Below are 24348 nucleotides of genomic sequence, written 5' to 3'. Positions count from 1 at the left end.
TTCGTCGCACGCGCCAACCCCTTGACCGGGCAGCCCGCTTCGCTTGGAATGCCTCTTGCTTAGGCAGCGTTCGCGCTTGAGCAATCGGGCGGCGGCCCCACGGCGCCGCAACCGGAACGGGAGATGGAAGTCCGCATGAAGAGAATCGTCGCCGCCCTGGCCTTCGGGCTCGGCGCCACCCTGCTGGCCGGCGCCGCCCAGGCGCAAGGGACGCTCAACAGCATCAAGCAGAAGGGCTACATCTCCTGCGGCTCCAACCCGGGGCTGGCCGGCTTCGGCGTGCCGGACGCGCAGGGCCGCTGGACCGGGCTCGACGTCGATTTCTGCCGCGCCTTGTCGGCGGCGATCTTCAACGACGTCACCAAGGTCCGCTTCATCCCGCTCTCGGCCAAGGACCGCTTCACGGCGCTCCAGTCGGGCGAGGTCGACATCCTGTCGCGCAACACCACTTGGTCGATGTCGCGCGACACCACGCTCGGGCTCGACTTCCCGGCCGTCAACTTCTACGACGGCCAGGGCTTCATGGTGAAGAAGAAGCTCGGCGTCGCGTCCGCCAAGCAGCTCGACGGCGCCTCGGTCTGCACCCAGCAGGGCACCACCACCGAGCTGAACCTGGCCGACTACTTCCGGGCCAACAAGCTGAAATACGAGGTCGTGGCGTTCGCCAGCGCCGACGAGACCTTCAAGGCCTACGATGCCGGCCGCTGCGACGCCTTCACCACCGACGCCTCGGGCCTCTACGCCGAGCGCCTGCGCGCCTCGGCCCCCGACGACAACATCGTGCTGCCGGAGATCATCTCGAAGGAGCCGCTCGGACCGGCGGTGCGCCAGGGCGACGCCCAGTGGGCCGACATCGTCCGCTGGACCCACTACGCGATGCTGAACGCCGAGGAGGCCGGCATCACGCAAGCGAACGTCGACCAGATGGTGAAGTCGACCGACAATCCGGACGTCAAGCGCATCCTCGGCACCGAGGGCAAGTACGGCACCGATCTGGGTCTCACCAACGACTGGGCCTACCGGATCATCAAGCTCGTCGGCAATTACGGCGAGGTGTTCGAGAAGAACGTCGGCCAGGGCTCGCCCCTGAAGATCCAGCGCGGCCTCAACGCCCTGTGGTCGAAGGGCGGCCTGCAATACGGCCCGCCGATCCGCTGACCGCCTGACAGACGCGGCGCCCGGCGATCCCGGGCGCCGCCCCGACAACCACAGACGCGAGCACGCCCCCTTGCCGACGCAGCTTCCGGCCGAGTCCCGCTCGGGTCCGCCCCGGGTCTCGCCCCTCTACGATCCCCGCATCCGCGGGGCGGCCTACCAGATCCTGCTGCTGCTGGCGGTGGGCGTGGTGGCCTGGATCGCGATCGGCAACGCCGCCGAGAACCTGCGCAACGCCCGCGTCGCCTCGGGCTTCGGCTTCCTCGGCAATACCGCCGGGTTCGACGTCAACCAGACGGTGATCCCGTTCGCGGCCGCGACCTCGACCTACGGCACCGCCTTCCTGGTCGGGCTCACCAACACCCTGATGGTGGCGGTGATCGGGATCGTGCTGGCCACCATCCTGGGCTTCACGGTCGGCGTGGCGCGGCTGTCGCCGAACTGGATCGTGCGCACCCTCGCCACGGTCTACGTCGAGGTGCTGCGCAACATCCCGCTGCTGCTGCAATTGCTGTTCTGGTACGTCGCGGTGCTGGCGAGCCTTCCGGGCGCCCGCGATTCCTACGCGCTGGGGACATCGGTCTTCCTCAACCAGCGCGGCCTCTTTCTGCCCAAGCCCCTGCTGGCGGCAGATGCCTGGGCGCTGCCCATCGCCCTCCTGGTCGGGATCGTCGGCACGCTGGTCTTCCGGGCGCATGCTAGGCGCGAGCAGGCGAAGACCGGCCGGCGCCTGCCGGTGCTGACGGTCGGGCTGGCGCTGGTCCTCGGCCTGCCGCTCCTGGCCTACGGGGTGCTGGCGCTCCTCGGGATCGCCCCGGTGGCGCTCGAGTTTCCCGTGAAGGGCACCTTCAACCTGCGCGGCGGGATGCAGCTCTATCCGGAATTCGTCGCCCTCGTGGTCGGGCTCACGGTCTACACCGCGGCCTTCATCGCCGAGGTGGTGCGGGCCGGCATCCAGGCGGTCAACAAGGGCCAGACCGAGGCGGCCCGGGCCCTGGGCCTGCAGCCCGGCCCGACGATGCGGCTGGTGGTGATCCCGCAGGCGATGCGGGTGATCGTGCCGCCGCTGACGAGCCAGTACCTCAACCTCACCAAGAACTCGTCGCTGGCGGTGGCCATCGGCTACCCGGACCTCGTCCAGGTCTTCATGGGCACGGTGCTGAACCAGACCGGCCAGGCGGTCGAGGTGGTGGGGATCACCATGGCGGTCTACCTGACGATCAGCCTCGTCACCGCCTTCGTGATGAACCTCTACAACCGGCGCGTCGCGCTGATCGAGCGGTGAGGCGCCCATCATGACCGCCGGATCCCCGACACTCACCTTCGTCCGCCGCGAGCCAGTGCCCGCATCGGCCCCGCCCGCCCTGGTCGCCGGGCCGCTCGCCTGGCTGCGCCAGAATCTGTTTTCCAGCCCGGCCAACACCGTGATGACGCTGGCGGCGCTCGCCGTCGTCGCGCTGGTGCTGCCGCCGCTGCTGCGCTTCCTCGTGATTGACGCGGTCTTCACCGGCGAGAACCGCGACGCCTGCCGGCCCGAGGTCCTGGGCCGCCCGGTCGGCGCCTGCTGGGCCTTCGTGGCGAACAAGATCAACTACTTCGTCTACGGCTCGTACCCGGTCGAGGAACGCTGGCGGCCCAACGTCTTCTTCGCCCTGATGGCGGTCGGGGTCGGGTGGATGCTGTGGCTCGACGCGCCCAAGCGCGGTCTCGGCGCGCTCTACTTCTTCGTCGTCTTCCCGCTCGTCTCCTACGGGCTGCTCGCCGGGGTGCCGGCGCTCGGGCTGCCTGCCGTGCCGACCTCCCTGTGGGGCGGCATGCTGGTGACCCTGATCGTGTCGCTCGTCGGCATCGTCGCGGCGCTGCCGCTCGGCATCCTCCTGGCGCTCGGGCGGCGCTCGCGGCTGCCGATCGTGCGGCTGTTCTGCGTCATCTTCATCGAGTTCTGGCGCGGCGTGCCGCTCATCACCGTGCTGTTCATGGCCAACGTGATGCTGCCGCTGTTCCTGCCCGGCGACGTCACGGTGGACCGGCTGGTGCGGCCGCTGGTGGGCATCGCGCTGTTCTCCGCCGCCTACATGGCCGAGACGGTGCGCGGCGGCCTGCAGGCGATCCCGCGGGGCCAGACCGAGGGGGCGATGTCGCTGGGCCTGAGCCCCTGGCACCGGATGCGCCTGATCATCCTGCCCCAGGCCCTGCGCATCGTGATCCCGGGCATCGTCAACAGCTTCATCGCGCTGTTCAAGGATACGAGCCTCGTCTCGATCGTCGGCATCTTCGACTTCATCCGCACGATCGAATCGGCCCGGGTCGATCCCACCTGGGCGGCGCCGACCGTGGTGATGACCGGCTACGCCTTCGCGGCCCTGTTCTACTTCGTCTTCTGCTTCGGCATGTCCCGCTACGCCCGCTTCATGGAGCGGCGGCTCGCGGCCGGCCAGACACGGTGAATCCCCCCATGGCTTCCTCTCCCGCCCCCGGCACCCCCGTCCTCCTGCCGGAGACCGACCCGGATCTCGCGCCCCGCAACACCTCGGCGGCGCGGCTCGCCAGCGCGCCGACCGCGGTGTCGCTGGAGCGGGTCAACAAGTGGTACGGCGCCTTCCATGTGCTTCGCGACGTCGATCTCACCGTGCGCAAGGGCGAGCGGATCGTGATCTGCGGCCCCTCGGGCTCGGGCAAGTCGACCCTGATCCGCTGCATCAACCGCCTGGAGGAGCACCAGGCCGGCCGCATCGTCGTCGACGGGATCGAGCTCACCAACGACCTCAAGCGGATCGACGAGATCCGCCGCGAGGTCGGCATGGTGTTCCAGCACTTCAACCTGTTTCCTCACCTGACCGTGCTCGAGAACTGCACGCTGGCGCCGATCTGGGTGAAGAAGATGCCGAAGGCCGAGGCCGAGGCGGTCGCCATGCGCTACCTGACCCGGGTGAAGATCCCCAACCAGGCGCACAAGTATCCGGGCCAGCTCTCCGGCGGCCAGCAGCAGCGCGTCGCCATCGCCCGTTCGCTGTGCATGGCGCCCAAGATCATGCTGTTCGACGAGCCGACCTCGGCGCTCGATCCCGAGATGGTCAAGGAGGTGCTCGACACCATGGTGGGCCTGGCCGACGAGGGCATGACCATGCTGTGCGTCACCCACGAGATGGGCTTTGCCCGCCAGGTCGCCGACCGGGTGATCTTCATGGACGAGGGCCAGATCGTCGAATCGAACACCCCCGAGGCGTTCTTCCGCGCGCCGGAGCACGAGCGGACCCGGCTGTTCCTGAGCCAGATCCTGCATTGAGGACCCGGGCCTGCGCGGGGCGCAGGCCCGCCCCCGATCGCGGGTGCCTTTCCGGCACGGGCCCGGTAGGGACCTCCCGTCGGCCGCCGCGTCGAGCGTGGCGGCACGGAGATGCCCTGCGATGAAGAAGGACGATCCCTGCACGGGGGTCTGTGCGTGGGACGGCAGGACCGGCTGGTGCCTGGGCTGCGGCCGCACCGTGCCGGAGATCAAGGCGTGGCGGAAGCTCACGCCCTACCGGCGCACCGCGCTCCTGCGCGAGCTGCCGCGCCGGATGCAGCAGCTGGGACCGCCGCCCGGCGACCCCGAGCCGGGCGGACGGTCCCGGGGCGCCTGATGCCCCGGGGCCCGGCGCCGGCGACCGATCACCGCCCGGTCGCGACCGGCAGGTCCTCGCGCGCGCCCCATTCCGACCACGAGCCGTCGTAGAGCGAGCGCGGCGGGCGGCCGAGGCGCTCGAGGGCGATGCCGACGATCGCCGCGGTCACGCCCGAGCCGCAGGTGGCGACCACCGGGCGGTCGAGGTCGATGCCGGCCTGGGCGACCGCCTCGCGCAACGCGGCCTCGTCCTTGAGCCGGCCGTTCTCCTGCAGGGCCGCGTAATGCAGGTTGAGGGCACCCGGCATGTGGCCCGGCCGCACGCCGGGGCGCGGCTCGGCCTCCTCGCCGGCGAAGCGGGCGGCCGAGCGGGCATCGACCACCTGGGCCGAGCCGGCCAGCGCCCGCTGCACGTCGCCGACATTGGCGACCGCCGAGTGGTCGAGCCGGGCGGTGAAGTGGCGCCGGTCGCGCGGGCGCGCTTCGCCCTCCTCGACCGGGTGCCCGCCCGCCACCCAGGCCGGCAGGCCGCCCTCCAGCACCGCGACCTCGCGGGCGCCGAAGGCCTTCAGGGTCCAGCGCACCCGCGGGGCGGAGAACAGGCCCATCCCGTCATAGACCACGACCGTCATGCCGTCGCCGATGCCCATCTGGCGCATCCGCGAGGCGAAGGCCTCCGGCGAGGGCAGCATGTGGGGCAGGGCGCTTGCCTCGTCGCGCACCGCGTCGATGTCGAAACGGATCGCCCCCGGGATGTGCGCGGCGCGGAACTCGGCCTCGGCGTCCCGGCCCATCGCCGGCAGGTACCAGGAGCCGTCGACCACGACGATGTCGGGCGCCGCGAGCCGCTCTGCGAGCCAGTCCACCGTGACGAAGGGGCCGATCGACATGCCAGTCTGTCTCCGAAGCGGGGCCGCGCGGGCCCGTTCCTGCAGGATCGGGCCGCGAGACCCGTCTCACCCATAGGTAGAGCGTCGGACCCGTCCGGGGCAACGTGCTCGCTTTCCGGGCGCCGCCGCCGCCGAATCGGGCGAGGCGGCGGGCGAGGGGAACGTCCCCCGCCTCGCCACACCTGGCACGGCGTTTGCGACGTAGCATCCACTGCACCCGCCGTGTCCACTCTCCCTTGCACGGCCGGGCGTGGTCGACGGGCCAGGCGGTGAGACTCCGAGGGCTGCCTGGCCCGCCCGCCCCGGGCGACGGACCGATCTGCGCCGGACCGATCCCCGGGTCGTCGCGCCGATCCCGGCGCCGCGGGGCCGCCGCCTCGGCCGATCCGCGCACCGTCGCGACACCGCGCCGGGCGCGACAACCGCGCTGGGCGCGGCAGGGAGGCTTTGCGATGAAGGCGACGGCCCGCTTCGAACCGCCGATCCGTCCCGATGGAGTGGTGGTGTCGTCCCTCGGCTACCTGGCGGCGGCGATCCTGCTCGCCGACTGGCGTGCCGCCCGCGCCGCGCGGCTCGCGCCGCCCGCCGAGCCGCCCTCGGCCACGGTGCACCGGTTGGTGCCGCGCCGGGCCCGTCCGCATCCGATGCCGCGGCCGGCCGGGGCGGTCCTGCGCCTCGCCGAGGCCTGAGGTCCCGCCGAGGACACCCGCCGACGACAGGAGAGGGCCGCCAAAGAAAAAGGCGGCCCCGAAGGACCGCCTCGTTCGCGAGGGGCGGGCCGTCGCGGCCCGCCGGTCGTCCCGCGTCAGATCCGGGGCGAGCGGCCGCGCATCAGGCCGAAGATGGCCGAAACGGCGAACAGCACGATCGCCACGAAGAACACGATCTTGGCCGCCTCCATGGCGGTACCGGCGATGCCGCCGAAACCCAGCAGAGCCGCGACGAGGGCGACGACGAGGAAGGTGATTGCCCAGCCGATCATTGGAAACTCCCGTGTCAATCGCTGCCTGATTGCTTCGCGGCGCCGTGCTGTGAAGCGTTGCAGCAAGTTGAACGAGAAACTGATGGACCGGGCGACAGGTTCCGTCGATTTTTTCGGATGAAAGCCGGAGGCTGTCCGTGTGCCCCGCACCACGCGAGACGGCGCCGGCCCCGGACGGGCGGCGCGCATGCCGTTCAACGCTGTGCGGAAGGGAGTGGCTCCCCGAGCAGGACTCGAACCTGCGACAAGGCGATTAACAGTCGCCTGCTCTACCAACTGAGCTATCGGGGATCGCGGCGGGAGCACTACCCAAGCCGGGCAGGGCGCGCAAGGGATTTTCCGGGTCGGATCGGATTTTCGCGAGCCGGCTCCATTTCGTCGCCGCCGGCCGCGGTTTTGCGGCAGGACCCTGTTGCGGAGCCGGGCCGGGTCCTGCTAATGACCCCTCGTCCCCGGGTCGTCCGCCCGATGCCGGGGAGACGGCGCACCGGATCGGATCCGGCCCGCCCGATCGTCGGTTGCGAACCGGCCCGGATGGCCTCGTGGCGGAGTGGTTACGCAGAGGACTGCAAATCCTTGCACCCCGGTTCGATTCCGGGCGAGGCCTCCATCCATTCTCCTTGTTCTTCCGAGACATCGTTCGACCCGGCGCAGTGCACCCCCGTGCGCCGTGCCGCCCGGATCCTTGCCTTTTGGCCGGCGATCCACCACAACCGCGTCGCCCGGCGGCTTGACCGTCGCGGCTTGGCCGTCGCTCAAGCTCTCCAGAGACGTTCATGCTCGACTACGCGCAAGCGCGCCGCCTCATGGTCGATTGCCAGCTCCGGACGTTCGACGTGACCGACATCGCGCTCCTCGACGCGTTCGACGCCGTCCCGCGCGAGCGGTTCATGCCGGCGGACCGGGAAGCCTTCGCCTATATCGACCAGCCCCAGGCGGTCGGCGCCGAGGACGGCGAGACCCGCTTCATGCCGGCCCCGATGGTGCTGGCGCGGCTGATCCAGGCGCTGGCCCTCAAGCCCGGCGACCGCGTCCTCGACGTCGGCACGGGCCTCGGCTACGGCGCCGCGGTGCTGCGCCGCCTCGGCGTCGAGGTGGTCGCCCTCGAGTCGCTCCCCGGCCTCGCCGCCGCTGCGCGCGAGCGGCTGGGCGAGGGCGTCACCGTTGAGGCCGGCCCGCTCGAGACGGGCGCGCCGGGCCACGCTCCCTACGCGGCGATCCTGGTCGAGGGCCAGGTCGAGCGGCGCCCGCAGGTCCTGCTCGACCAGCTCGCCGATGGCGGGCGCCTCGCCTGCGTCCAGGGGCAGGGCCGCCCGGCCAAGGCGACCCTGTGGGTGCGCTCGGGCGACGCCTTCGGCTCGCGCCCGCTCTTCGACGCCACGCTGCCGCCGCTGCGCGCCTTCGCGGTCGAGGCCGGCTTCGCGTTCTGAGCCCGGTTGTCCGCCTCGCGGGACCGCTCGCGCGGCCGTCGCCGCGCGAGCGGTCGCAAGCGTATGACGGGAGATCCGGACGATCGCTTCCGGATCTCGTGTCGTCAGCCGGCGCGGCGCTCGAGCGAAGCCGAAATCCGCGCTGCGACCGCTCCGTCTGATTTCGCACGACGCGCCTCCCGGCGCGGGCCGACTCCGTCCGGCACGGCGGGGACGCGGCGGCCGCAGACCCGGTGCGAGCCGGCGGGCTCCCGTGCGCTACCGCACACCGAAACGCTTCCTTTACCAAAACCCGACACGATCCGGTCGGTCCCCGCCGCATGACGATCGGGGATGCGGGCGGGCTCGCCGCAGGCCCCCGGGATGTCCGTCGAGGATTTCTGCCTGGGGGAACCTGTCGCTTTTTTGCGGCAGTGCCGGGCAAACAGAGCCATCGGCGCCGCGGGGGCCGTGCCCCGGGAACCGCCCTCGGTTAAGGTCTCCCTCGAGGTGGGCACAGCGAGATGGCGAATCGGCTCCGCCGCCCAACGGCGCAGGGCCGGTCATCGTGAGCTAGCCGCACAGGGTAGACAGGCGTGACGGACACAGGAACTCGGGCGTTCCGCGGGCTACGGCTGGGCGGCTTCGCCGCCATGGCCCTCGCCATGGCGGGCCAGGGCGCGACCGCGGAAACCCTGGATAGCGCGCTCGCGCGGGCCTATGCGGGCAACCCGACGCTCAACGCGCAGCGCGCCGGCCAGCGCGCCAACGACGAGAACGTGCCGCGGGCGCTGGCGGGCTACCGCCCGACGGTCAGCGCCTCGGCGAGCGTCGGCGTCAGCCACGTCTCCGGCAAGCTCGGCGCGGCCGCGCTGGCGGAGGGCGGCGCCGGGGCGATCGGGCGCGCGTCGGAGCAGACCCTGGTGCCGGGCACCGCCGGCCTCTCGGTCAGCCAGACGCTGTTCAACGGCTTTCGCACCGACAACCAGACCCGCCAGGCCGAGTCGCAGGTGCTGGGCGGCCGGGAGACCCTGCGCAACACCGAGATGACGACGCTGTTCTCGGCGGCGCAGGCCTACATGTCCGTGCTGGCCGACACCGCCACGCTGGAGCTCAACCGCAACAACGTCGAGGTGCTGGAGGAGCAGCTCCGCCAGACCCGCGACCGCTTCAACGTCGGCGAGGTCACCCGCACCGACGTCGCCCAGGCCGAGGCGCGCCTCGCCGGCGCCCGGGCCCAGGTCAGCCTGGCCGAGGCCAACCTGCGCACCAGCATCGCGACCTACCGGCAGGTGATCGGCGTCGAGCCGCGCCAGCTCGCCCCCGGCCGGCCGATCGACCGCTTCGTGCCCGGGACCCTGACGGCGGCGGTCGAGATCGGCCTCGTCGAGCACCCGGCGATCCTCTCGGCCCTCCACTCGGTCGACGCCGCCGAGGCCCAGGTCAAGATCGCCGAATCGTCGCTCTACCCGACGGTCAGCGTGACCGGCAACGCCGCCCAGGTCTTCGACCAGCAGATCGCCAACACACGCTTCTTCCAGGGCTCGATCGTCGGCCAGCTCACCGTCCCGCTCTACCAGGGCGGCGCCGAGTACGCGCAGATCCGCCAGGCCAAGGAGCAGGTCGGCCAGGCCCGGCTCCAGGCCGAGCTGACCCGCGACCAGGTCCGCGCCGGCATCGTCACCGCCTGGGGGGCGCTCGAGGCCGCCAAGGCCCGCGTCATCGCCTCGCAGGCCCAGGTCCAGGCCAACGAGGTGGCCCTGAACGGCGTGCGCGAGGAGGCCCGGGTCGGCCAGCGCACCACCCTCGACGTGCTGAACGCCCAGCAGGAGCTGCTCAGCGCCCGCGTCAGCCTGATCGCCGCCCAGCGCGACCGGGTGATCGGCTCCTACCAGGTGGTGCAGACCGTCGGCCGCCTCACCACCCGCTTCATCGCGGTGCCGGTGGCACAGTACAGCGCCAAGCAGCATTACGATCAGGTCAAGGATCTCTGGTACGGTGTGCGCACCCCGGACGGCCGCTAGGCCCCCGGGTCGCCGCGGCCCGTCCCGGCCGATGCCTTTTTGCGTGTGAGTCGGGGACCGCTTCGCTTGTGCGGGACGGCCTCCGCTGCGTACTCTGACCCACCCGATCCTCCCCCCTCCGACCTCGAGCGTTGAGCCCGATGAGCGCCGCGAGCCCCAAGACGCAGGACAAGACGCAGGAACCCTCGATGGAGGAGATCCTCGCCTCGATCCGCCGCATCATCGCCGACGACCAGAAGCCGGGCGAGCCCCCCGCCGCCGGATCGAAGCCGACGGCGGTGCCGGATCCCGAGCCGGAGGAGGACGTGCTCGACCTCGCCGAGGTCGCGATCCCGGTCCCGAAGCCCGAGCCGGTCGCCAAGGCGGTCGAGAAGGCCCCCGAGCCGAATATCGACCCCTTCGATGCGCTGGGCGAGATCGAGTTCCGCGACGAGCCGATGGATTTCGACGCGATCGAGATCGAGCCGGAGCCCGCGCCGCCGCCTCCGCCCCCGGAGCCCCCCCGGGCCGCGGCCCCGCCGCCGCCCGCACCGCCCGTGCCGCCGGCGGTCGAGGAGCGGCTCCTGTCGCAGGCGACCGACGCCACGGTCAGCCACGCCTTCGACCTCCTCGCCAACACGGTGCTGACCCGCAACGCCCGCACCATCGAGGACCTGGTGCAGGACATGCTGCGCCCGATGCTGAAGTCCTGGCTCGACGACAACCTGCCGGTCATGGTCGAGCGCCTGGTGCGCGCCGAGATCGAGCGCGTCGCCCGCGGGCGCTGAACGCCCCCGCCCGGGCGGGCCAGTTGACGGAACGGCGCGGGTCCGCTTGAAAGCGGGCTCGGGGGCCGGTCGCTCGCGCGGCCGGCCTTGTTTCGTTTCTGACGGCGCCCGCGGGGCGCGCGTCCCGCCGGACGGGATGCGCCTCGGGCGCCGGGCGAGTGGCTGCTTCCCGCGATGATGGACAAGACCTTCGATCCCGCCGCCGTCGAGGCGCGCATCGCCGCCGAATGGGAGGAGGCGCAGGCCTTCCGGGCCGGCCGCCCCGACCGGGCCGGCGCCGAGCCCTACAGCATCATGATCCCGCCGCCCAACGTGACGGGCTCGCTGCATATGGGCCACGCCCTCAACAACACGCTCCAGGACGTGCTCGCCCGCTTCGAGCGCCTGCGCGGCAAGGACGTGCTGTGGCAGCCCGGCACCGACCACGCCGGCATCGCGACCCAGATGGTGGTGGAGCGCCGCCTCGCCGAGCAGCAGCAGCCCGACCGGCGTACGCTCGGCCGGCCGGAATTCGTCCGCCGGGTCTGGGAGTGGAAGGCGGAATCCGGCGGCACCATCGTCAACCAGCTCAAGCGGCTCGGCGCCTCCTGCGACTGGTCGCGCGAGCGCTTCACCATGGACGAGGGCCTGTCGAAGGCCGTCCTGAAGGTCTTCGTCGACCTGCACGCGCAAGGCCTGATCTACCGCGACAAGCGCCTGGTGAACTGGGACCCGAAGTTCCAGACCGCGATCTCCGACCTCGAGGTGCAGCAGGTCGAGCTGAAGGGCCATCTCTGGCACTTCGCCTATCCGGTGGTGGACGAGGAGGGCCGCGAGACCGGTGAGACCATCACGGTCGCCACCACCCGGCCCGAGACCATGCTGGGCGACACCGCGGTGGCGGTGCATCCGGAGGACGAGCGCTACCGGGCGCTCGTCGGCAAGCGGCTTCGCCTGCCGCTCGTCGGCCGCCTGATCGGAATCGTCGCCGACGAGTACTCGGATCCCGAGAAGGGCACCGGCGCGGTCAAGATCACCCCGGCGCACGACTTCAACGACTTCGAGGTCGGCCGCCGGCACTGGCTGGCGCAAATCAACATCCTGGATGAGGAAGCCCGCATAAGCCTCGAGGGCAATGCGGACTTCCTGGAAGGGTCGAGCCCGGAGCCCGAGGCGCTGGCGCTGCACGGCCTCGACCGGTTCGAGGCCCGCGCCAAGGTCGTCGCGCTCATGGAGGAGCGCGGCCGGCTGGTGGCGATCGAGCCCAACACCCATGCGGTCCCGCACGGCGACCGCTCGGGCGTGGTGATCGAGCCCTACCTCACCGACCAGTGGTACGTGAACGTCAAGCCGCTGGCCGAGCGGGCGCTGCAGGCGGTGCGCGACGGCCGCACCCGCTTCGTGCCCGAGACCTACGAGAAGACCTATTTCCAGTGGCTCGAGAACATCGAGCCCTGGTGCATCTCGCGCCAGCTGTGGTGGGGCCACCAGATCCCGGCCTGGTACGACCCGGAGGGGAACTGCTTCGTCGCGAGCAGCGAGGAGGAGGCTCTCGCCCAGGCCGCCGAGAAGCACGGCCGTCCGGTCGCCTTGCGCCGCGACGAGGACGTGCTCGACACCTGGTTCTCGTCCGGCCTGTGGCCGTTCTCGACGCTGGGCTGGCCGGAGCAGACTCCCGAACTCGCCCGCTACTACCCGACCAGCGCGCTGGTGACGGGCTTCGACATCATTTTCTTCTGGGTTGCCAGGATGATGATGCTCGGTCTTCATGCACTCGACGAAGTGCCGTTCCGCACGATCTACATCCACGCCCTCGTCCGCGACGAGAAGGGCGCCAAGATGTCGAAGTCGAAGGGCAACGTGGTCGATCCCCTCGACCTCGTCGACCGCTACGGCGCCGACGCCCTGCGCTTCACCCTCGCGGCCATGGCGGCGCAGGGACGCGACATCAAGCTCTCGGTGCAACGCGTTGAGGGATATCGCAACTTCGCGACCAAGCTCTGGAACGCCGCGCGCTTCGCCGAGATGAACGGCTGCCGGCTCGATCCCGCCTTCGCGCCCGGGAGCGCGACCCAGACCCTGAACGCCTGGGCGCTCGGCGAGGCCGCCCGGGCCGTCGCCGAGGTGACCGGGGCGATCGAGGCCTACCGCTTCAACGACGCCGCCAACGCCGCCTACCGCTTCGTCTGGAACGTGTTCTGCGACTGGTACCTGGAGCTGGCCAAGCCCGTGCTCCAGGGCGAGGACGGGCCGGCGAAGGACGAGACGCGCCGGACCATCGCCTACATCATCGACCAGATCTGCGTGCTGCTGCACCCGTTCATGCCGTTCCTCACCGAGGAGCTGTGGGCGACGAAGGCGCGCGAGGCCGGCATCACACGTCCGCTCCTGGCGCTCGCCGCCTGGCCGGACCTCGGCGGGCTCGCGCGTCCCGAGGCGGAGGCCGAGATCGGCTGGGTCGTCGACCTCGTGTCGGAGATCCGCTCGGCCCGCTCGGAGACGAACGTGCCGGCCGGCGCCCAGATCCCCCTGGTGCTGGTGGCGCCAAGCGAGGCGGTGCGCGAGCGCGTGGCGCGCTGGGGCGACACCGTGCGGCGGCTCGGCCGCATCGCCTCGATCGACACCGTGGGGACGAGCCCGCGCAACGCCGTGCAGCTGATCGTGCGCGGCGAGGTCGCGGCCCTGCCGCTCGAAGGCGTGGTCGACCTCGCCGCCGAGGTGGCGCGGCTGAAGAAGGAGGATGCCAAGCTCGACGGCGAGATCGGGAAGATCGACGCCAAGCTCGGCAACGCCGACTTCCTCGCCCGCGCCCCCGAGGAGGTGGTGGAGGAGCAGCGCGAGCGCCGCGACGCCGCCATCGCGCGGCGCGAGAAGGTGCGGGACGCCCTGACCCGGCTGCAGGGCTGATTCCGACGACACGGGATCCGGTGCGGGCCGCTGCCCGCACCGGCGCCGAACACGCCGAAGCCGAGAGTCCGTTCGGGGAGAGGAACGTCCACGCGGTGCCCGACCCGAGGATCGGGCGCAGGCGCGTGGGGCGACGACGCCTCGCGCCGGCGACCCCGAAGCCTCCCCCCGAAACCTCCCCACACGCATGAGCCGCCCCCCCGTCTCCCCCTCCGCTCCCGCCCCGTCCCGCCCGGTGACCGGCCGCTACGACACCCGGACCGACATGCTGTCCGTCCGCTTCGGCGATGCGGAGGCGGTGGCGAGCCGGGAGGTCCGGCCGGGCTGGCGCGTCGCCTACGACGCCGCCGGGACCGCCGCGGGAATCGAGATCCTCGCCGCATCCTCGGCGCCCCCGGCGATCGACCGGGAGCTGCGGCGGCTGGTCGAGGCGGCCTGACGGCATGGCGCGCCGCCGGCGCCTCCTCCCGCGCTCCGTGCGGTACGCCGCCTCGCTCGGCCTCGTCCTCGCCGCCGGCCTCGGCCTCGGCCTCGTCTTGGCGGCCTGGCTCACCGCGAAGGCGGGGGATCCCGCCCTCTACCCGCCGGCACCCGGCGCGGAGACGGTCACGGTGCGGCTCGTCGCCAATGCCTGGCATTCCGGTCTGCTGCTGCCGCGCGAGGCGCTGGCCCGGGCGGCGGCCGAGGCGGGAGCCGGCGCCCTCGTCGGGGTGACCGAGCGCTTCGGCGCCTATCCGGCGCTCGAGATCGGCTGGGGCGATGCCGGCTTCTACCGCGCCGTGCCGACGCTCGACGCCCTCGACTGGCGCCTGGCGCTCGCCGCCCTGTTCACCCCGGGCGGACGCCCGGCGGTGCTGCACGTCGTCGGGATCGCGGACGAGGACGCGCTGCGCGGCGCCGGGACCGTGACCCTGCACCTGTCGCGGGCCGGGTTCGGGCGTCTCGCCGCAGCGCTCGCCGCCGCCTTCACCCTGCGGGACGGCCGCCCGGTCGAGGCGGGGCCGGGGCTCTACGGACCGAGCCTGTTCTACGAAGCGGAAGGGCGCTTCGGCCTTCTCCACGTCTGCAACCACTGGAGCGCCGGGCTCCTGCACGCCGCTGGCCTGCCGGTGACGCCGCTCCTCGATACCCTGCCGCGGGGCCTCGCCCTCGATCTGGCCTGGCGCGCCGGCGCGCCCTGAGGATCGACCGGGTGGCGCCTCGCGGCGCGCCGCAGCGCGGGGCCCGGCCTCGCCGGTAGTCCCGCCGAGGACCGGGTTCCGCTGTGGACGGATGTGGACGGGACTCGCGCGAGAGCCGTCGTTACGCTTTCGTTTACGCAGGGCCGGCAGGGTCGCTTTCCAAGTGCAGCGTAACCCTGTGCGGCCGTGGGGTCCGCTCCCCGGAACGGGTGAGCCTTCCTCGACGGCGGCGCGGGATCCGAGGGGTCGATGGCGGGATCTTCGAAGAGCGGTACTCCGCGTCCGGAGACGGAGCGGGGGGCCCTCCGGCCTGTGCCGGTCGTCAAGTGGGCCCTGGTGGCGGGAATCGCGCTCGCCGCGGCCAACTGCGCCGGGCCGACGCCCAAGACCCTCGCGCTGAAGAGCGGCGGGCGCGAGATCGACCCGAAATACGGCGTCGCCGCGAGCCCGCGCCTCTACGGCGAGAACGACAGGATTCCCAAGGGCGGCGGCCGGCAGATGACCGGCAAGCCCTACGTGGTGGCCGGCCGCACCTACGTGCCGCGCCAGGACGCGCGGGGCTACGTGCGCGAGGGCCTGGCCTCCTGGTACGGCACCGCCTTCCACGGCCGACAGACCGCCAACGGCGAGATCTTCGACCGCTTCTCGGTCGCCGCCGCGCACCCGACCCTGCCGCTGCCGAGCTACGCCCGGGTCACGAACCTGCAGAACGGCCACTCGATGGTGGTGCGGGTCAACGACCGCGGGCCCTACCACGCCGACCGCCTGATGGACGTGTCGCAGGCGGTGGCCGAGGCGCTCGACTTCCGCCGCCGCGGCACCACCAAGGTCCGGGTCGAGTATGTCGGTAAGGCCTCGGTCGGCGGCAGCGACGACCGCAAGCTGATGGCGACCCTGCGCACCGACGGCACGCCCGCCGGCTCGCCGATGGGCGCCAACATCATGGTGGCGGATGCGGGCGACGACGCGAAGCCCTTCGCGTTCCGCCAGCCCGAGCCGGAGCCGGTGCGCCCGATCGTCGAGAAGCCGCGGGTCGTCGCACCCGTGCAGCTCGCCTCGGCACAGGCCGTCGAGGACGAACCCGAGATCCGCCGCCAGGCCCCCGCCCGCGTGGTCCCCGTCCGCGCGTCCGCGCACGCGCCGGCGCCGGTCAGGATCGCCGAGGCGCCCCGGGCGCCGGCGCCGGTGCGCGTCGCCGCCGTCGAGGGCCTGAATCCCGGCCTCGCCGCGGCGCGCGCGCCCAAGGCGGCGGCTGCCCCGGCCCACAGGCCCGCCGCCCCGAGCCAGGCGCTCGCCTTCGCGGGCCACCCGGCGCCGGACCGCGCCTCGCTGGCGCAGGTCATGCACGCCGCCGCGCTGCCGGCCGGGGGCAAGCCCGCGAAGACGACCGTCATCGCCAAGGCCGCCCCCAGGACGGGCCCGCTCCCGATCGCGCCGCCGCTGCGCCTCGCCGGCGCCCAGAAGGGCGACCGGGAGGACGCCAAGGGCGACACCAAGAACACCGGCCGCAAGCCCGGGATGCCGCCGCGCTCGAAGGTCGCGGGGATGTATTGAGGGCAGTCCTCGTGAGCGCGGGCATCCTTCTCGCGACCTCATCCTGAGGTGTCGGTCGATCGATGATCGACTGACCTCGAAGGAGGCCTCCAGAAGCCTCCGAGATTCCAGAAGCCTCCGAGATCCCCGGAGCCCTCCTTCGAGGTCGGCCGATTTTCGATCGGCCAACGCCTCTGGATGAGGTCGCAGGTTGCAGGGGCGGCGGAGCCGGATGAACGGCATCCAGGCCCGAATCCATCTCCAAAACGGTTCCCCATCCCGCACTGCGGCACAGCCGCGGTTGCGTGGGCGCGAGCGGGACGGCAGAGTGCGGCGGGTCTCCCGGACGGCCGGGGTTTCGAGCGGTAGGGGATGCGTGTGAGAGCGACCACCGGAGCGGGCAGGGCGCTGACGCGCCGCGCCGCGGGCATGGCCCTCGCGGCCGCCCTCGGGATCACCGTCGCGGCGTCCGGTGCCTGGGCGCAGGCCTTCCAGACGCTGGCCCCGCACGCCATCCTGATCGACGCCGATACCGGCGCGATCCTGTTCGAGAAGGGCGCCGACGAGCCGTTCTCGCCGGCCAGCATGGCCAAGCTGATGACCGTCGAGGTGCTCTTCGACGAGATGCGCAAGGGCAAGCTCGGCCCCGACACCGAGTTCACGATCAGCGAGAATGCCTGGCGCCGCGGCGGCGCGGGCGGCGGCGGCTCGTCGATGTTCGCCCAGCTCAACAGCAAGGTGAAGCTGCCCGACCTCCTGCGCGGCATCGTGGTCCAGTCCGGCAACGACGCGGCCATCGCCGCGGCCGAGGGCGTCGCCGGCACCGAGGACAATTTTTCCCAGATCATGAACCGGCACGCGAAGGAGATCGGGCTCGAGCGCTCGACCTTCCGCAACGCCACCGGCTACTCGGCGCCCGACCAGAAGGTCACGGCCCGGGACATGGCGAAGCTCGCCATCCACCTGATCGAGACCTACCCGGAGAACTACAAGCTCTTTTCCGAGCGCGAGTTCACCTGGAACAAGATCCGCCAGCAGAACCGCAACCCGCTCCTCACCCTCGACATCGGCGCCGACGGGCTGAAGACCGGCTACCTCGAGGAATCCGGCTACGGCCTGACCGGCTCGGCGGTGCAGAACGGCCAGCGCCTGGTTCTGGTGGTGAGCGGCCTCAAGACCGCCCGCGACCGCGCCGCGGAAGCCCGCAAGCTGATCGAGTGGGGCTTTCGCGCCTTCGAGGCGCGCCAGATCTTCAACGCCGGCGAGACCGTGGCGGAGGCCGAGACCTTCGGGGCCGAGAAGGGCCGGGTCGCCCTCGTCACCAGGAAGCCGGTGCGCTTGATGCTGCCGCGCGGCAACGGCGACCGGCTGGTGGCGCGCGCCACCTACCAGGGCCCGCTGACCGCGCCGGTGGAGGAGGGCCGCGAGGTCGGCCGGCTCAAGGTCACCCGCGGCGAGCAGGTGGTGCTCGACATGCCGCTCTACACCGCCGAGGCCGTGCCCGCCGGCACCATGACCCAGCGCGCCCTCGACGCGGCGCTCGAGGTCGGCACCGGCTGGTTCCGCCAGGCCCTCAGCCGGATCACCAGCAAGTCGTGACCGGGACGATCGTGACCGGGGCTCCCGCCGAGGTGCTGGCGCGCCCCGGCGGCTTCATCACCTTCGAGGGCGGCGAGGGCGCCGGCAAGTCGACCCAGATCACGCGGCTCGCCGCCTGGCTGCGGGCCGGCCCGGACCGGGGGCCCCGCGAGGTGGTGACCACCCGCGAGCCCGGCGGCTCGCCCCGGGCCGAGCGGATCCGCGCCGCGGTGCTCTCCGGCATCGCCAAGCCCCACGGCCCCTTCGCCGAGGCGCTGATGTTCGCCGCCGCCCGCCTCGACCACCTCGCGACCCTGATCCGCCCGAGCCTCGCGCGCGGCGCCGTGGTGCTCTGCGACCGCTTCAGCGACTCGACCCGGGCCTACCAGGGCGCGGCCGGCGGCCTCGAGCCCGAGACGCTCGCCGCCCTGGAGCGGGTGGTGGTCGGTCCGACCCGGCCGGACCTGACCCTGATCCTCGACCTGCCCCCGGAGATCGGGCTCGCCCGCGCCCGCCAGCGCGACCGCGCCGCCGCCGTCACGCCGGACCGGTTCGAGGCCGAGGCCCTGGAGTTCCACCAGCGCCTGCGGGCCGCCTTCCGCGCCATCGCCGAGGCCGAGCCGGGGCGCTGCGTCGTGATCGACGCGCAAGCGCCGCCCGATGCCGTCGCGCAGGCGGTCCGCGCGGCGGTCGCGGCGCGGCTGCCGCACCTCGCCCCGGGGGTCTCCGATGCCGCCTGAGCTGCGCGACGACGAGGCCGAGATCGGCGATGTCCCGGGCGTGCCGCGCCCGCGCGACCGCCATGACCTGCTCGGCCAGGAGGCGGCCGAGCGCGCCTTCCGGGAGGCGATCGGCGCCGGGCGGCTGCACCATGCCTGGCTCATCGGCGGGCCGAAGGGCATCGGTAAGGCGACGCTCGCCTTCCGGGTCGCCCGCCACCTCCTGGCGCGGGGCGACAGCGCGGGCACGCCCGACACCCTGGCGCTGCCCCCCGGCCACACGGTCGCCCGCCAGGTCGCCGGGCTGGCGCATCCCAACCTCGTGCTCCTGCGCCGCCAGAAGGCGCCGGGGGCCAAGACGATCCCGACCCAGATCGGCGTCGACGCGGCGCGCCGCGCGCTCCACCTGTTCTCGGCGACCTCGGCCGATGCCGGCTACCGGATCTGCATCGTCGATTGCGCCGACGAGCTGAATCTCGCCAGCGCCAACGCCCTCCTGAAGGTGATTGAGGAGCCGCCGCCGCGCTCGCTGTTCCTGATCGTCAGCCACGCCCCCGGGCGCCTCCTGCCGACCATCCGCTCGCGCTGCCGGCGCCTCGCCCTCAAGCCGCTGCCGACCGGGGCGGTGGCGCAGGTGCTGCGCGGCCTCGGCGCCCCGCATGCGACGCGGCCGCCGGAGCTGATCGACCGGGCCGCCGGCTTGAGCGAGGGCTCGGTCGCCCGCGCGATCGAGCTCCTCGATCCCGACACGATCGGCGTGGTGGACGAGGTCGAGGCCCTGATGGACCAGGGCGACCGGCCGGACTGGCGCCGCGCCCTGAAGCTCGCCGAACGGCTCGCCGGCCGCGACGCCGACGCCCTCTACGCCACCGCCCTCGACGCGGTGCAGCGCCGGCTCGCCGCCGAGATCGAGCGCCGCCAGGGCGAGCCGCCGGCCCGCCTCGCGGCGCTCGCCGACGCCGCCGAGCGCGCCGCGAAGGCCGCCCGGGAGGCGCAGGTCTACAACCTCGACCGGCGGCCGGTGGTGCTGTCGCTGTTCGGCGCCTGAGGATGCGGCTCTTTCCGCTCTCCGACCTGCATCTCGAGCGCCGGCCGCTCGCGGCGGTGCCGGCCCCGGCCCGGGACTTCGACCTCCTGGTCTGCGCCGGCGACGTCTGGGAGGGACAGCCGGAGCGGGGGCTCGCCGCGCTCCTGCAGCTCGCCGGCGAGCGGCCGGTGGTGTGGGTGCCGGGCAACCACGAGCGCTACGCGCCCGCCGGCGATCCCCGCACCGCCCCCGAGCTGCTGGCGGCGCTGGCGGCGGCGGTCGCGGCGGAGAACGCCGCCGCCGGCCGCGAGCGGGTGATGCTGCTCCAGGCCGGGGACGCCCGAGTGATCGACGGCGTGCGCCTCGTCGGCGCCACCTTGTGGAGCGACTGGGCGCTCGCCGGGCGCTGGCTCGCGCCCGACACGCCGGACCGCCCCGACGACCCGGTCGCCTACGCGGAGGCCCGCATGACCGATCCGGCGACCGGCTCGCGGGAATACCGGGCGATCCGGCTTGCCGACGGCACGCCCTGGTCGCCGCGCGCCGCGATGGCGGCCCATGCCGCCGACCGGGCGGCACTGGGCGCGGCGCTCGCGCGGCCCCATCCCGGCCCGACCGTCGCGGTGACCCACCACCCGCCGATCGCGGAATCCGCCGACCGTTTTCGCGATGCCCCCGGCGTGCCCTGGTGGGTCCCGGCCTTCTACGCCACCACGCTCCTCGCCGATCTGCCGGCGGTCCACCGGCCAAAGCTCTGGATCTCCGGCCACTTCCACGCCGCCCACGACCTCGCGCTCCACGGCACCCGCTGCCTCGCCAACCCGGTCGAGGGCGCGAGCTTCGATCCGGGGCTGGTGGTGGAGGTTCCGGCCTGAAGGACCGGAGGCGGGGCGGGGGCGAAAGGCGCCGACCGCGCGACCGCCGATGCGGTCGGGTCAGGCCGCGCGGACGGTGGCGAGGAAGTGGGCGACCTCGGAGGTGAGGTGCTCCGACTGGCGCGACAATTCGGAGGCCGCCCCGAGCACCTGGCTCGCCGCCGCACCGGTCTCGTCGGCGGCGCCGGCCACGCCGGCGATGTTGCCCGTCACCTCGCCGGTGCCCTGGGCCGCCTGGGCGACGTTGCGGACGATCTCCCGGGTCGCCGCGCCCTGCTGCTCCACCGCCGCGGCGATCGAGGTGGCGACGGCGCTGATCTCGCGGATGCGCCCGGTGATCCCGCCGATCGAGGCCACCGCCTGCCCGGTCGAGGTCTGGACCTGGGAGATCTGCCCGGAAATGTCGTTCGTGGCCCGGGCGGTCTGCTCCGCCAGGGCCTTCACCTCGGAGGCGACGACGGCGAAGCCCTTGCCGGCCGGCCCGGCCCGGGCGGCCTCGATCGTCGCGTTGAGCGCCAAGAGGTTGGTCTGCCCGGCGATGGTCGAGATCAGCCCCACCACGTCGCCGATCCGCGCGACCGCCGCGCTCAGCTCCTGCACCTGCGTACCGGCGTGATCGGCCTCCGCCACCGCCCGCCGGGCGAGGTCCGCCGAGCCGTCGACCTGCCGGCCGATCTCCTGCACCGAGGAGCCCAGCTCCTCGGTCGCGGCGGCGACGGTGCTGACGTTGGAGGCGGCCTCCTCGGCGGCGGCGGCGACGGCGTTCGACTGGCTGGCCGTCTGGCTCGCCGTCGACGTCAGCTGCTGCGCCGTCGCCTGCAGCTCGGTCGCCGAGGACGACACCATGCCGATCACGCCGCCCACCGCCGCCTCGAACCCGTCAGCCATCTCCCGCATGACGCGCTTGCGATGCTCCTCCGCCGCGAGCCGCGCCTGCGCGGCTTCCGCTTCCAGCGTCTTCATCCGCACGAGGCCGCCCTTGAACACCTGCACGGCGTCGGCGATCGTGCCGATCTCGGTCCGCTGTCCCCGGTGCGGAACCGTCACCGAGAGGTCGCCGGAGGCGAGCGCCTGCATCGGCCGCACGATGGCGCCGATCCCCCGCGCGATGCTGCCGATGATGAGCGCCGTCACGAGAAGCGTCAGGCCCACGGCCGCCGCGCCGATCGCCGTCATGATCGTGTGGGCCGTCGCCACCGCACGCTCGCTGGCCGCGACCGTGGCACCGGCGGCGGCTTCGTTCATGGACACGATGGCGTCCAGGGCCTCCGCCGCGGCCTTGATGCTCGGACGCACGACCGTCACGTTTTCCGTGAACGCGCGCGACTTGTCGCCGTTGCGAGACAGGGTCACCACGACGGGCAGCTTGTCGAGGAACTGCGTCCAGTTCGATCGAAACGCCTCGAAGAGTTCCCTCTCCCCCGGCAAGCCGATCAGCCGGGCATAGGCGTCGCCGAGAGTGGCGACGACCGCGATCTTCTTTGCCAGGGCGCCCTCCTCGTACGTCATCCGCTCCACGTCCGTATAGAGGATGTGGTTGACGACGCTGACGCGCACGTCGATGGCAGCCGCACGCAGGGAGGCGGCGGTCGCGACGCTGGGCAGGCTGTTTCGACCGATTTGGGACAGCGAGTGGCTGAGCGACGAGATGCCGCTCCAGCCTGCGGCACCGACCGCCAGAACGAACAGCAGCACGCAGGCGAAAGAAAAAACCAATTTGGTGCGAATGGAAATACGATCCAGGCGCATGGATTGCGGCTCCGATAAAAAGTTAATTATCCAGCCTCGGTTATTCAACGATTATTAATAAAATGTAAATCCATTGCTGAAATTGCAATTATATTTGGCGAATTCGCCATCGCGATCAAATATCGTCGATATTGATCTATATGTCGACAATGCATAGCTTAACGACGGCCGGCGAGGCATCATTTCCGAACGCCAAGAACGAACACCTGTGGCCTCGAAGGTATTCGCGCGCTGACGACAACTCGGGGTCGAATGCGGAGCGTTCGCCTTGACGCAGAGGGACGGGGGCCGCCACGCGATCCTCGACATTCCTTTACAAGGCGCCGCGTCGCACGAAAGCTCCCGATCGAACATTTGGCAGACCGCCGAGATAGACCCGGCCAAATATCCAGCTTTTCTCGACCCCGCCGGGCCCCATCATCTCTCGTCTCGGGCAGGAGGAGGGGACGATGAACGGATTCCTGGCGGTGGTGCTGATCTGCGCCAACACGGTCCCGGTGCAGGAGTGCGAGGAGGCGAACGCCACCGACGTGTTCAAGACCCGGGTCGCGAGCGAGATCGGCTGCGCCACCGGCTGGCAGGAGATCATCGCCCGCTCCGAGGTCCGGGCCGGTATCGGGCAGACCGCCTACCTCAAGACGCAGTGCCGGCGGGTGAGGGCGGGCGGATGACGCCGGGACGCGGTGCGGTGCCCCTCGGCTGGATCTCACGCAAGGAAATGATGGAAAAAAACTGGACGATCGATCGATCGACACGTCGATCTCTCCTGTGCGACCATCATCTCACTCGCCAAATAGTCCATGATCGCGCGCAGTCGCGAGATTTTTCCACGTCCCGTTATCCCACCATCAACGACTCGACCATCATGGCAGCCGACTGACGTTAGGTCCGCCGCTGGGCGGCGGGCGTCGAGCCGGATGGGACCCTCCGTGACAGCCAGACAGGCAGAGTGCATCGTCGGCCTCCTCTACGCCGTCCTTTCCGCCGGCACGATCCGCCTCACCGGCGACGGGCAGGGCTTGGCGGCGGTGTGGCCGGCCAACGCCGTCCTCCTCGCCGCGCTGCTCGACCGCCGCCCGGACGGCTGGGGAAGGCTGCTCGCCGTCGGCTACCTGGCCAACGTGGCGACGGGGCTGGCGATGCGGGGCGTCGGCCCCACCCCGTTCCTCGACGGCCTCTGCCACGTCGCCGAGGCCTGGATCGCCGCCCGCCTCCTGCGGCCCGTCCTGAACGGCGAGGACGTGCTGGTCGCGCCCTCCGTCGTCGGGCGCTTCATCCTGGTCTGCGGCCTGGTCGCCCCGGCGCTCAGCGGGCTCGGCGGCGCGGCGGTCGCCTCGCTGGTGTCCGGGCGGGACCCGAGGGTCGCCTTCGGCAGCTGGGTCACCGGCAACGGCCTCGGCCTCCTGGTGTTCACGCCGTTCCTCTTCGCGCTGCTGCGCGGCGACTACCGGCGGTGCCTGACCGGCAAGGACTGGAGCCGGCGCGCCGAGGCGCTCGGGCTGCAGGGGCTCGTCGCCGCGACCGCCTGCGGGGTGTTCTGCGTGGCCGAGCGGTCGCTGCTGTTCGTGCTGTTCGGTCCCGCGATGCTGGCGACGTTCCGGGTCGGGCGGCTCGGCACGAAGGCCGCCGTGGCGGTCATCGCGGTGATCGGCACGGTCGCGACCCTGCGCGGCCAGGGCCCGATCGCCGCGGTCACGCCCGACCCGCACGAGCAGGCCACCCTGCTGCACGCCTTCCTGGCCGTCCTGCTGCTCACCTGCCTGCCGGTGGCGGCGGCGCTCACGGCGCAGGGCAGGAACCTCCGCTCCCTGTCGCGGAGCGCCGAGGCCCTGCGGGCGCAGCGGGCCGAGCTGGCGCGGATCGCCGCCACCGACGGCCTGACCGGCGTGCTCAACCGCACTGCCTTCCGCGAGACGGCCCTGGCGGCGATGCGGGATCCCCGGGCGGTCCCGAGCCTGGTCGCGATCGA

The 24348-nt window shown here is 72.3% G+C and carries 22 protein-coding genes and 2 tRNA genes; 20 read left to right on the top strand and 4 right to left on the bottom strand.

The features are described from left to right. The first annotated feature begins 135 nt into the window (after positions 1-135). From V3T34_RS03025 to V3T34_RS03005, 5 genes are all read left to right on the top strand, one after another. Entirely contained in the window at positions 136-1158 is a 1023-nt protein-coding gene (locus V3T34_RS03025) for an amino acid ABC transporter substrate-binding protein (protein WP_060847739.1), read from the top strand. Positions 1159-1228: 70 nt separating this feature from the next. Then, a complete protein-coding gene (locus V3T34_RS03020; protein ID WP_305079081.1) occupies positions 1229-2440 on the top strand; it encodes an amino acid ABC transporter permease in 1212 nt (403 codons plus the stop codon). A 10-nt stretch (positions 2441-2450) separates the two neighbouring features. Beyond that, a complete protein-coding gene (locus V3T34_RS03015) occupies positions 2451-3602 on the top strand; it encodes an amino acid ABC transporter permease (RefSeq protein ID WP_305079082.1) in 1152 nt (383 codons plus the stop codon). 8 nt (positions 3603-3610) lie between these two features. Next, positions 3611-4441, top strand: coding sequence for an amino acid ABC transporter ATP-binding protein (locus V3T34_RS03010; protein WP_060847736.1), 831 nt, complete (start codon positions 3611-3613; stop codon positions 4439-4441). A gap of 121 nt (positions 4442-4562) precedes the next feature. Next, positions 4563-4778, top strand: a complete 216-nt coding sequence (locus tag V3T34_RS03005; protein WP_060847735.1) for a DUF1289 domain-containing protein — start codon at positions 4563-4565, stop codon at positions 4776-4778. A gap of 28 nt (positions 4779-4806) precedes the next feature. Here V3T34_RS03005 and sseA read toward each other — a convergent pair whose 3' ends face one another. After that, positions 4807-5649, bottom strand: coding sequence for a 3-mercaptopyruvate sulfurtransferase (gene sseA, locus V3T34_RS03000; protein WP_305079083.1), 843 nt, complete (start codon positions 5647-5649; stop codon positions 4807-4809). Positions 5650-6101: 452 nt separating this feature from the next. On the opposite strand from sseA, the gene V3T34_RS02995 reads away from it, so the two are divergent. Further along, positions 6102-6338 carry a hypothetical protein gene (locus tag V3T34_RS02995; protein WP_305079084.1) on the top strand — a complete coding sequence of 79 codons (237 nt, stop codon included), beginning with the start codon at positions 6102-6104 and terminating at the stop codon, positions 6336-6338. 116 nt (positions 6339-6454) lie between these two features. Here the strand turns inward: V3T34_RS02995 and V3T34_RS02990 are convergent, their stop codons facing one another. Then, complete coding sequence (locus V3T34_RS02990; RefSeq protein ID WP_048431004.1) at positions 6455-6631, bottom strand: DUF1328 domain-containing protein; 177 nt, start codon at positions 6629-6631, stop codon at positions 6455-6457. Between the two features lie 215 nt (positions 6632-6846). After that, positions 6847-6922 (bottom strand) — tRNA-Asn (locus V3T34_RS02985). A 245-nt stretch (positions 6923-7167) separates the two neighbouring features. On the opposite strand from V3T34_RS02985, the gene V3T34_RS02980 reads away from it, so the two are divergent. The 12 genes from V3T34_RS02980 to V3T34_RS02925 all read left to right on the top strand — a co-directional run bounded on the left by V3T34_RS02980 (position 7168) and on the right by V3T34_RS02925 (position 20630). Then, positions 7168-7241: transfer RNA gene (locus V3T34_RS02980), tRNA-Cys, on the top strand. A 166-nt stretch (positions 7242-7407) separates the two neighbouring features. After that, a complete protein-coding gene (locus tag V3T34_RS02975) occupies positions 7408-8061 on the top strand; it encodes a protein-L-isoaspartate O-methyltransferase family protein (RefSeq protein WP_060847732.1) in 654 nt (217 codons plus the stop codon). A 632-nt stretch (positions 8062-8693) separates the two neighbouring features. Beyond that, positions 8694-10064, top strand: coding sequence for a TolC family outer membrane protein (locus tag V3T34_RS02970; RefSeq protein WP_175539864.1), 1371 nt, complete (start codon positions 8694-8696; stop codon positions 10062-10064). Positions 10065-10204: 140 nt separating this feature from the next. Further along, positions 10205-10831: a PopZ family protein gene (locus V3T34_RS02965; RefSeq protein ID WP_175539855.1), complete on the top strand. Its 627-nt coding sequence runs from the start codon at positions 10205-10207 to the stop codon at positions 10829-10831. Between the two features lie 174 nt (positions 10832-11005). Then, positions 11006-13717 carry a valine--tRNA ligase gene (locus tag V3T34_RS02960; protein ID WP_305079085.1) on the top strand — a complete coding sequence of 904 codons (2712 nt, stop codon included), beginning with the start codon at positions 11006-11008 and terminating at the stop codon, positions 13715-13717. A 187-nt stretch (positions 13718-13904) separates the two neighbouring features. Next, entirely contained in the window at positions 13905-14156 is a 252-nt protein-coding gene (locus tag V3T34_RS02955; protein ID WP_305079086.1) for a DUF2283 domain-containing protein, read from the top strand. 4 nt (positions 14157-14160) lie between these two features. Beyond that, positions 14161-14898 carry a DUF2459 domain-containing protein gene (locus V3T34_RS02950; protein WP_305079087.1) on the top strand — a complete coding sequence of 246 codons (738 nt, stop codon included), beginning with the start codon at positions 14161-14163 and terminating at the stop codon, positions 14896-14898. Between the two features lie 249 nt (positions 14899-15147). Next, positions 15148-16452, top strand: coding sequence for a septal ring lytic transglycosylase RlpA family protein (locus tag V3T34_RS02945; RefSeq protein ID WP_305079088.1), 1305 nt, complete (start codon positions 15148-15150; stop codon positions 16450-16452). A 408-nt stretch (positions 16453-16860) separates the two neighbouring features. Next, positions 16861-18030 carry a D-alanyl-D-alanine carboxypeptidase family protein gene (locus tag V3T34_RS02940; RefSeq protein ID WP_060847726.1) on the top strand — a complete coding sequence of 390 codons (1170 nt, stop codon included), beginning with the start codon at positions 16861-16863 and terminating at the stop codon, positions 18028-18030. After that, positions 18027-18749 (top strand): dTMP kinase, encoded by a 723-nt coding sequence (tmk, locus tag V3T34_RS02935; RefSeq protein WP_244533314.1) that lies wholly within the window; start codon positions 18027-18029, stop codon positions 18747-18749. The genes V3T34_RS02940 and tmk overlap by 4 nt, the downstream gene beginning before the upstream one ends. Further along, positions 18739-19776, top strand: coding sequence for a DNA polymerase III subunit delta' (locus tag V3T34_RS02930; RefSeq protein WP_305079089.1), 1038 nt, complete (start codon positions 18739-18741; stop codon positions 19774-19776). Before tmk ends, V3T34_RS02930 begins: the two co-directional genes overlap by 11 nt. Positions 19777-19778: 2 nt before the next feature. Further along, positions 19779-20630, top strand: coding sequence for a metallophosphoesterase (locus tag V3T34_RS02925; RefSeq protein ID WP_305079090.1), 852 nt, complete (start codon positions 19779-19781; stop codon positions 20628-20630). Positions 20631-20690: 60 nt separating this feature from the next. Here the strand turns inward: V3T34_RS02925 and V3T34_RS02920 are convergent, their stop codons facing one another. Then, a complete protein-coding gene (locus V3T34_RS02920; RefSeq protein ID WP_305079091.1) occupies positions 20691-22379 on the bottom strand; it encodes a methyl-accepting chemotaxis protein in 1689 nt (562 codons plus the stop codon). A gap of 449 nt (positions 22380-22828) precedes the next feature. Between V3T34_RS02920 and V3T34_RS02915 the strand changes: the two genes are divergently transcribed. After that, positions 22829-23050 carry a hypothetical protein gene (locus V3T34_RS02915; protein ID WP_060847723.1) on the top strand — a complete coding sequence of 74 codons (222 nt, stop codon included), beginning with the start codon at positions 22829-22831 and terminating at the stop codon, positions 23048-23050. A 258-nt stretch (positions 23051-23308) separates the two neighbouring features. Next, positions 23309-24348 (top strand): MASE1 domain-containing protein (locus V3T34_RS02910; protein WP_305079092.1); only part of this gene is annotated, 1040 nt, incomplete at its 3' end.

The organism is Methylobacterium ajmalii (assembly GCF_036448855.1).
GTDB classification, from domain to species: domain Bacteria; phylum Pseudomonadota; class Alphaproteobacteria; order Rhizobiales; family Beijerinckiaceae; genus Methylobacterium; species Methylobacterium ajmalii.
This window is presented reverse-complemented; position numbering and strand designations above follow the sequence as displayed.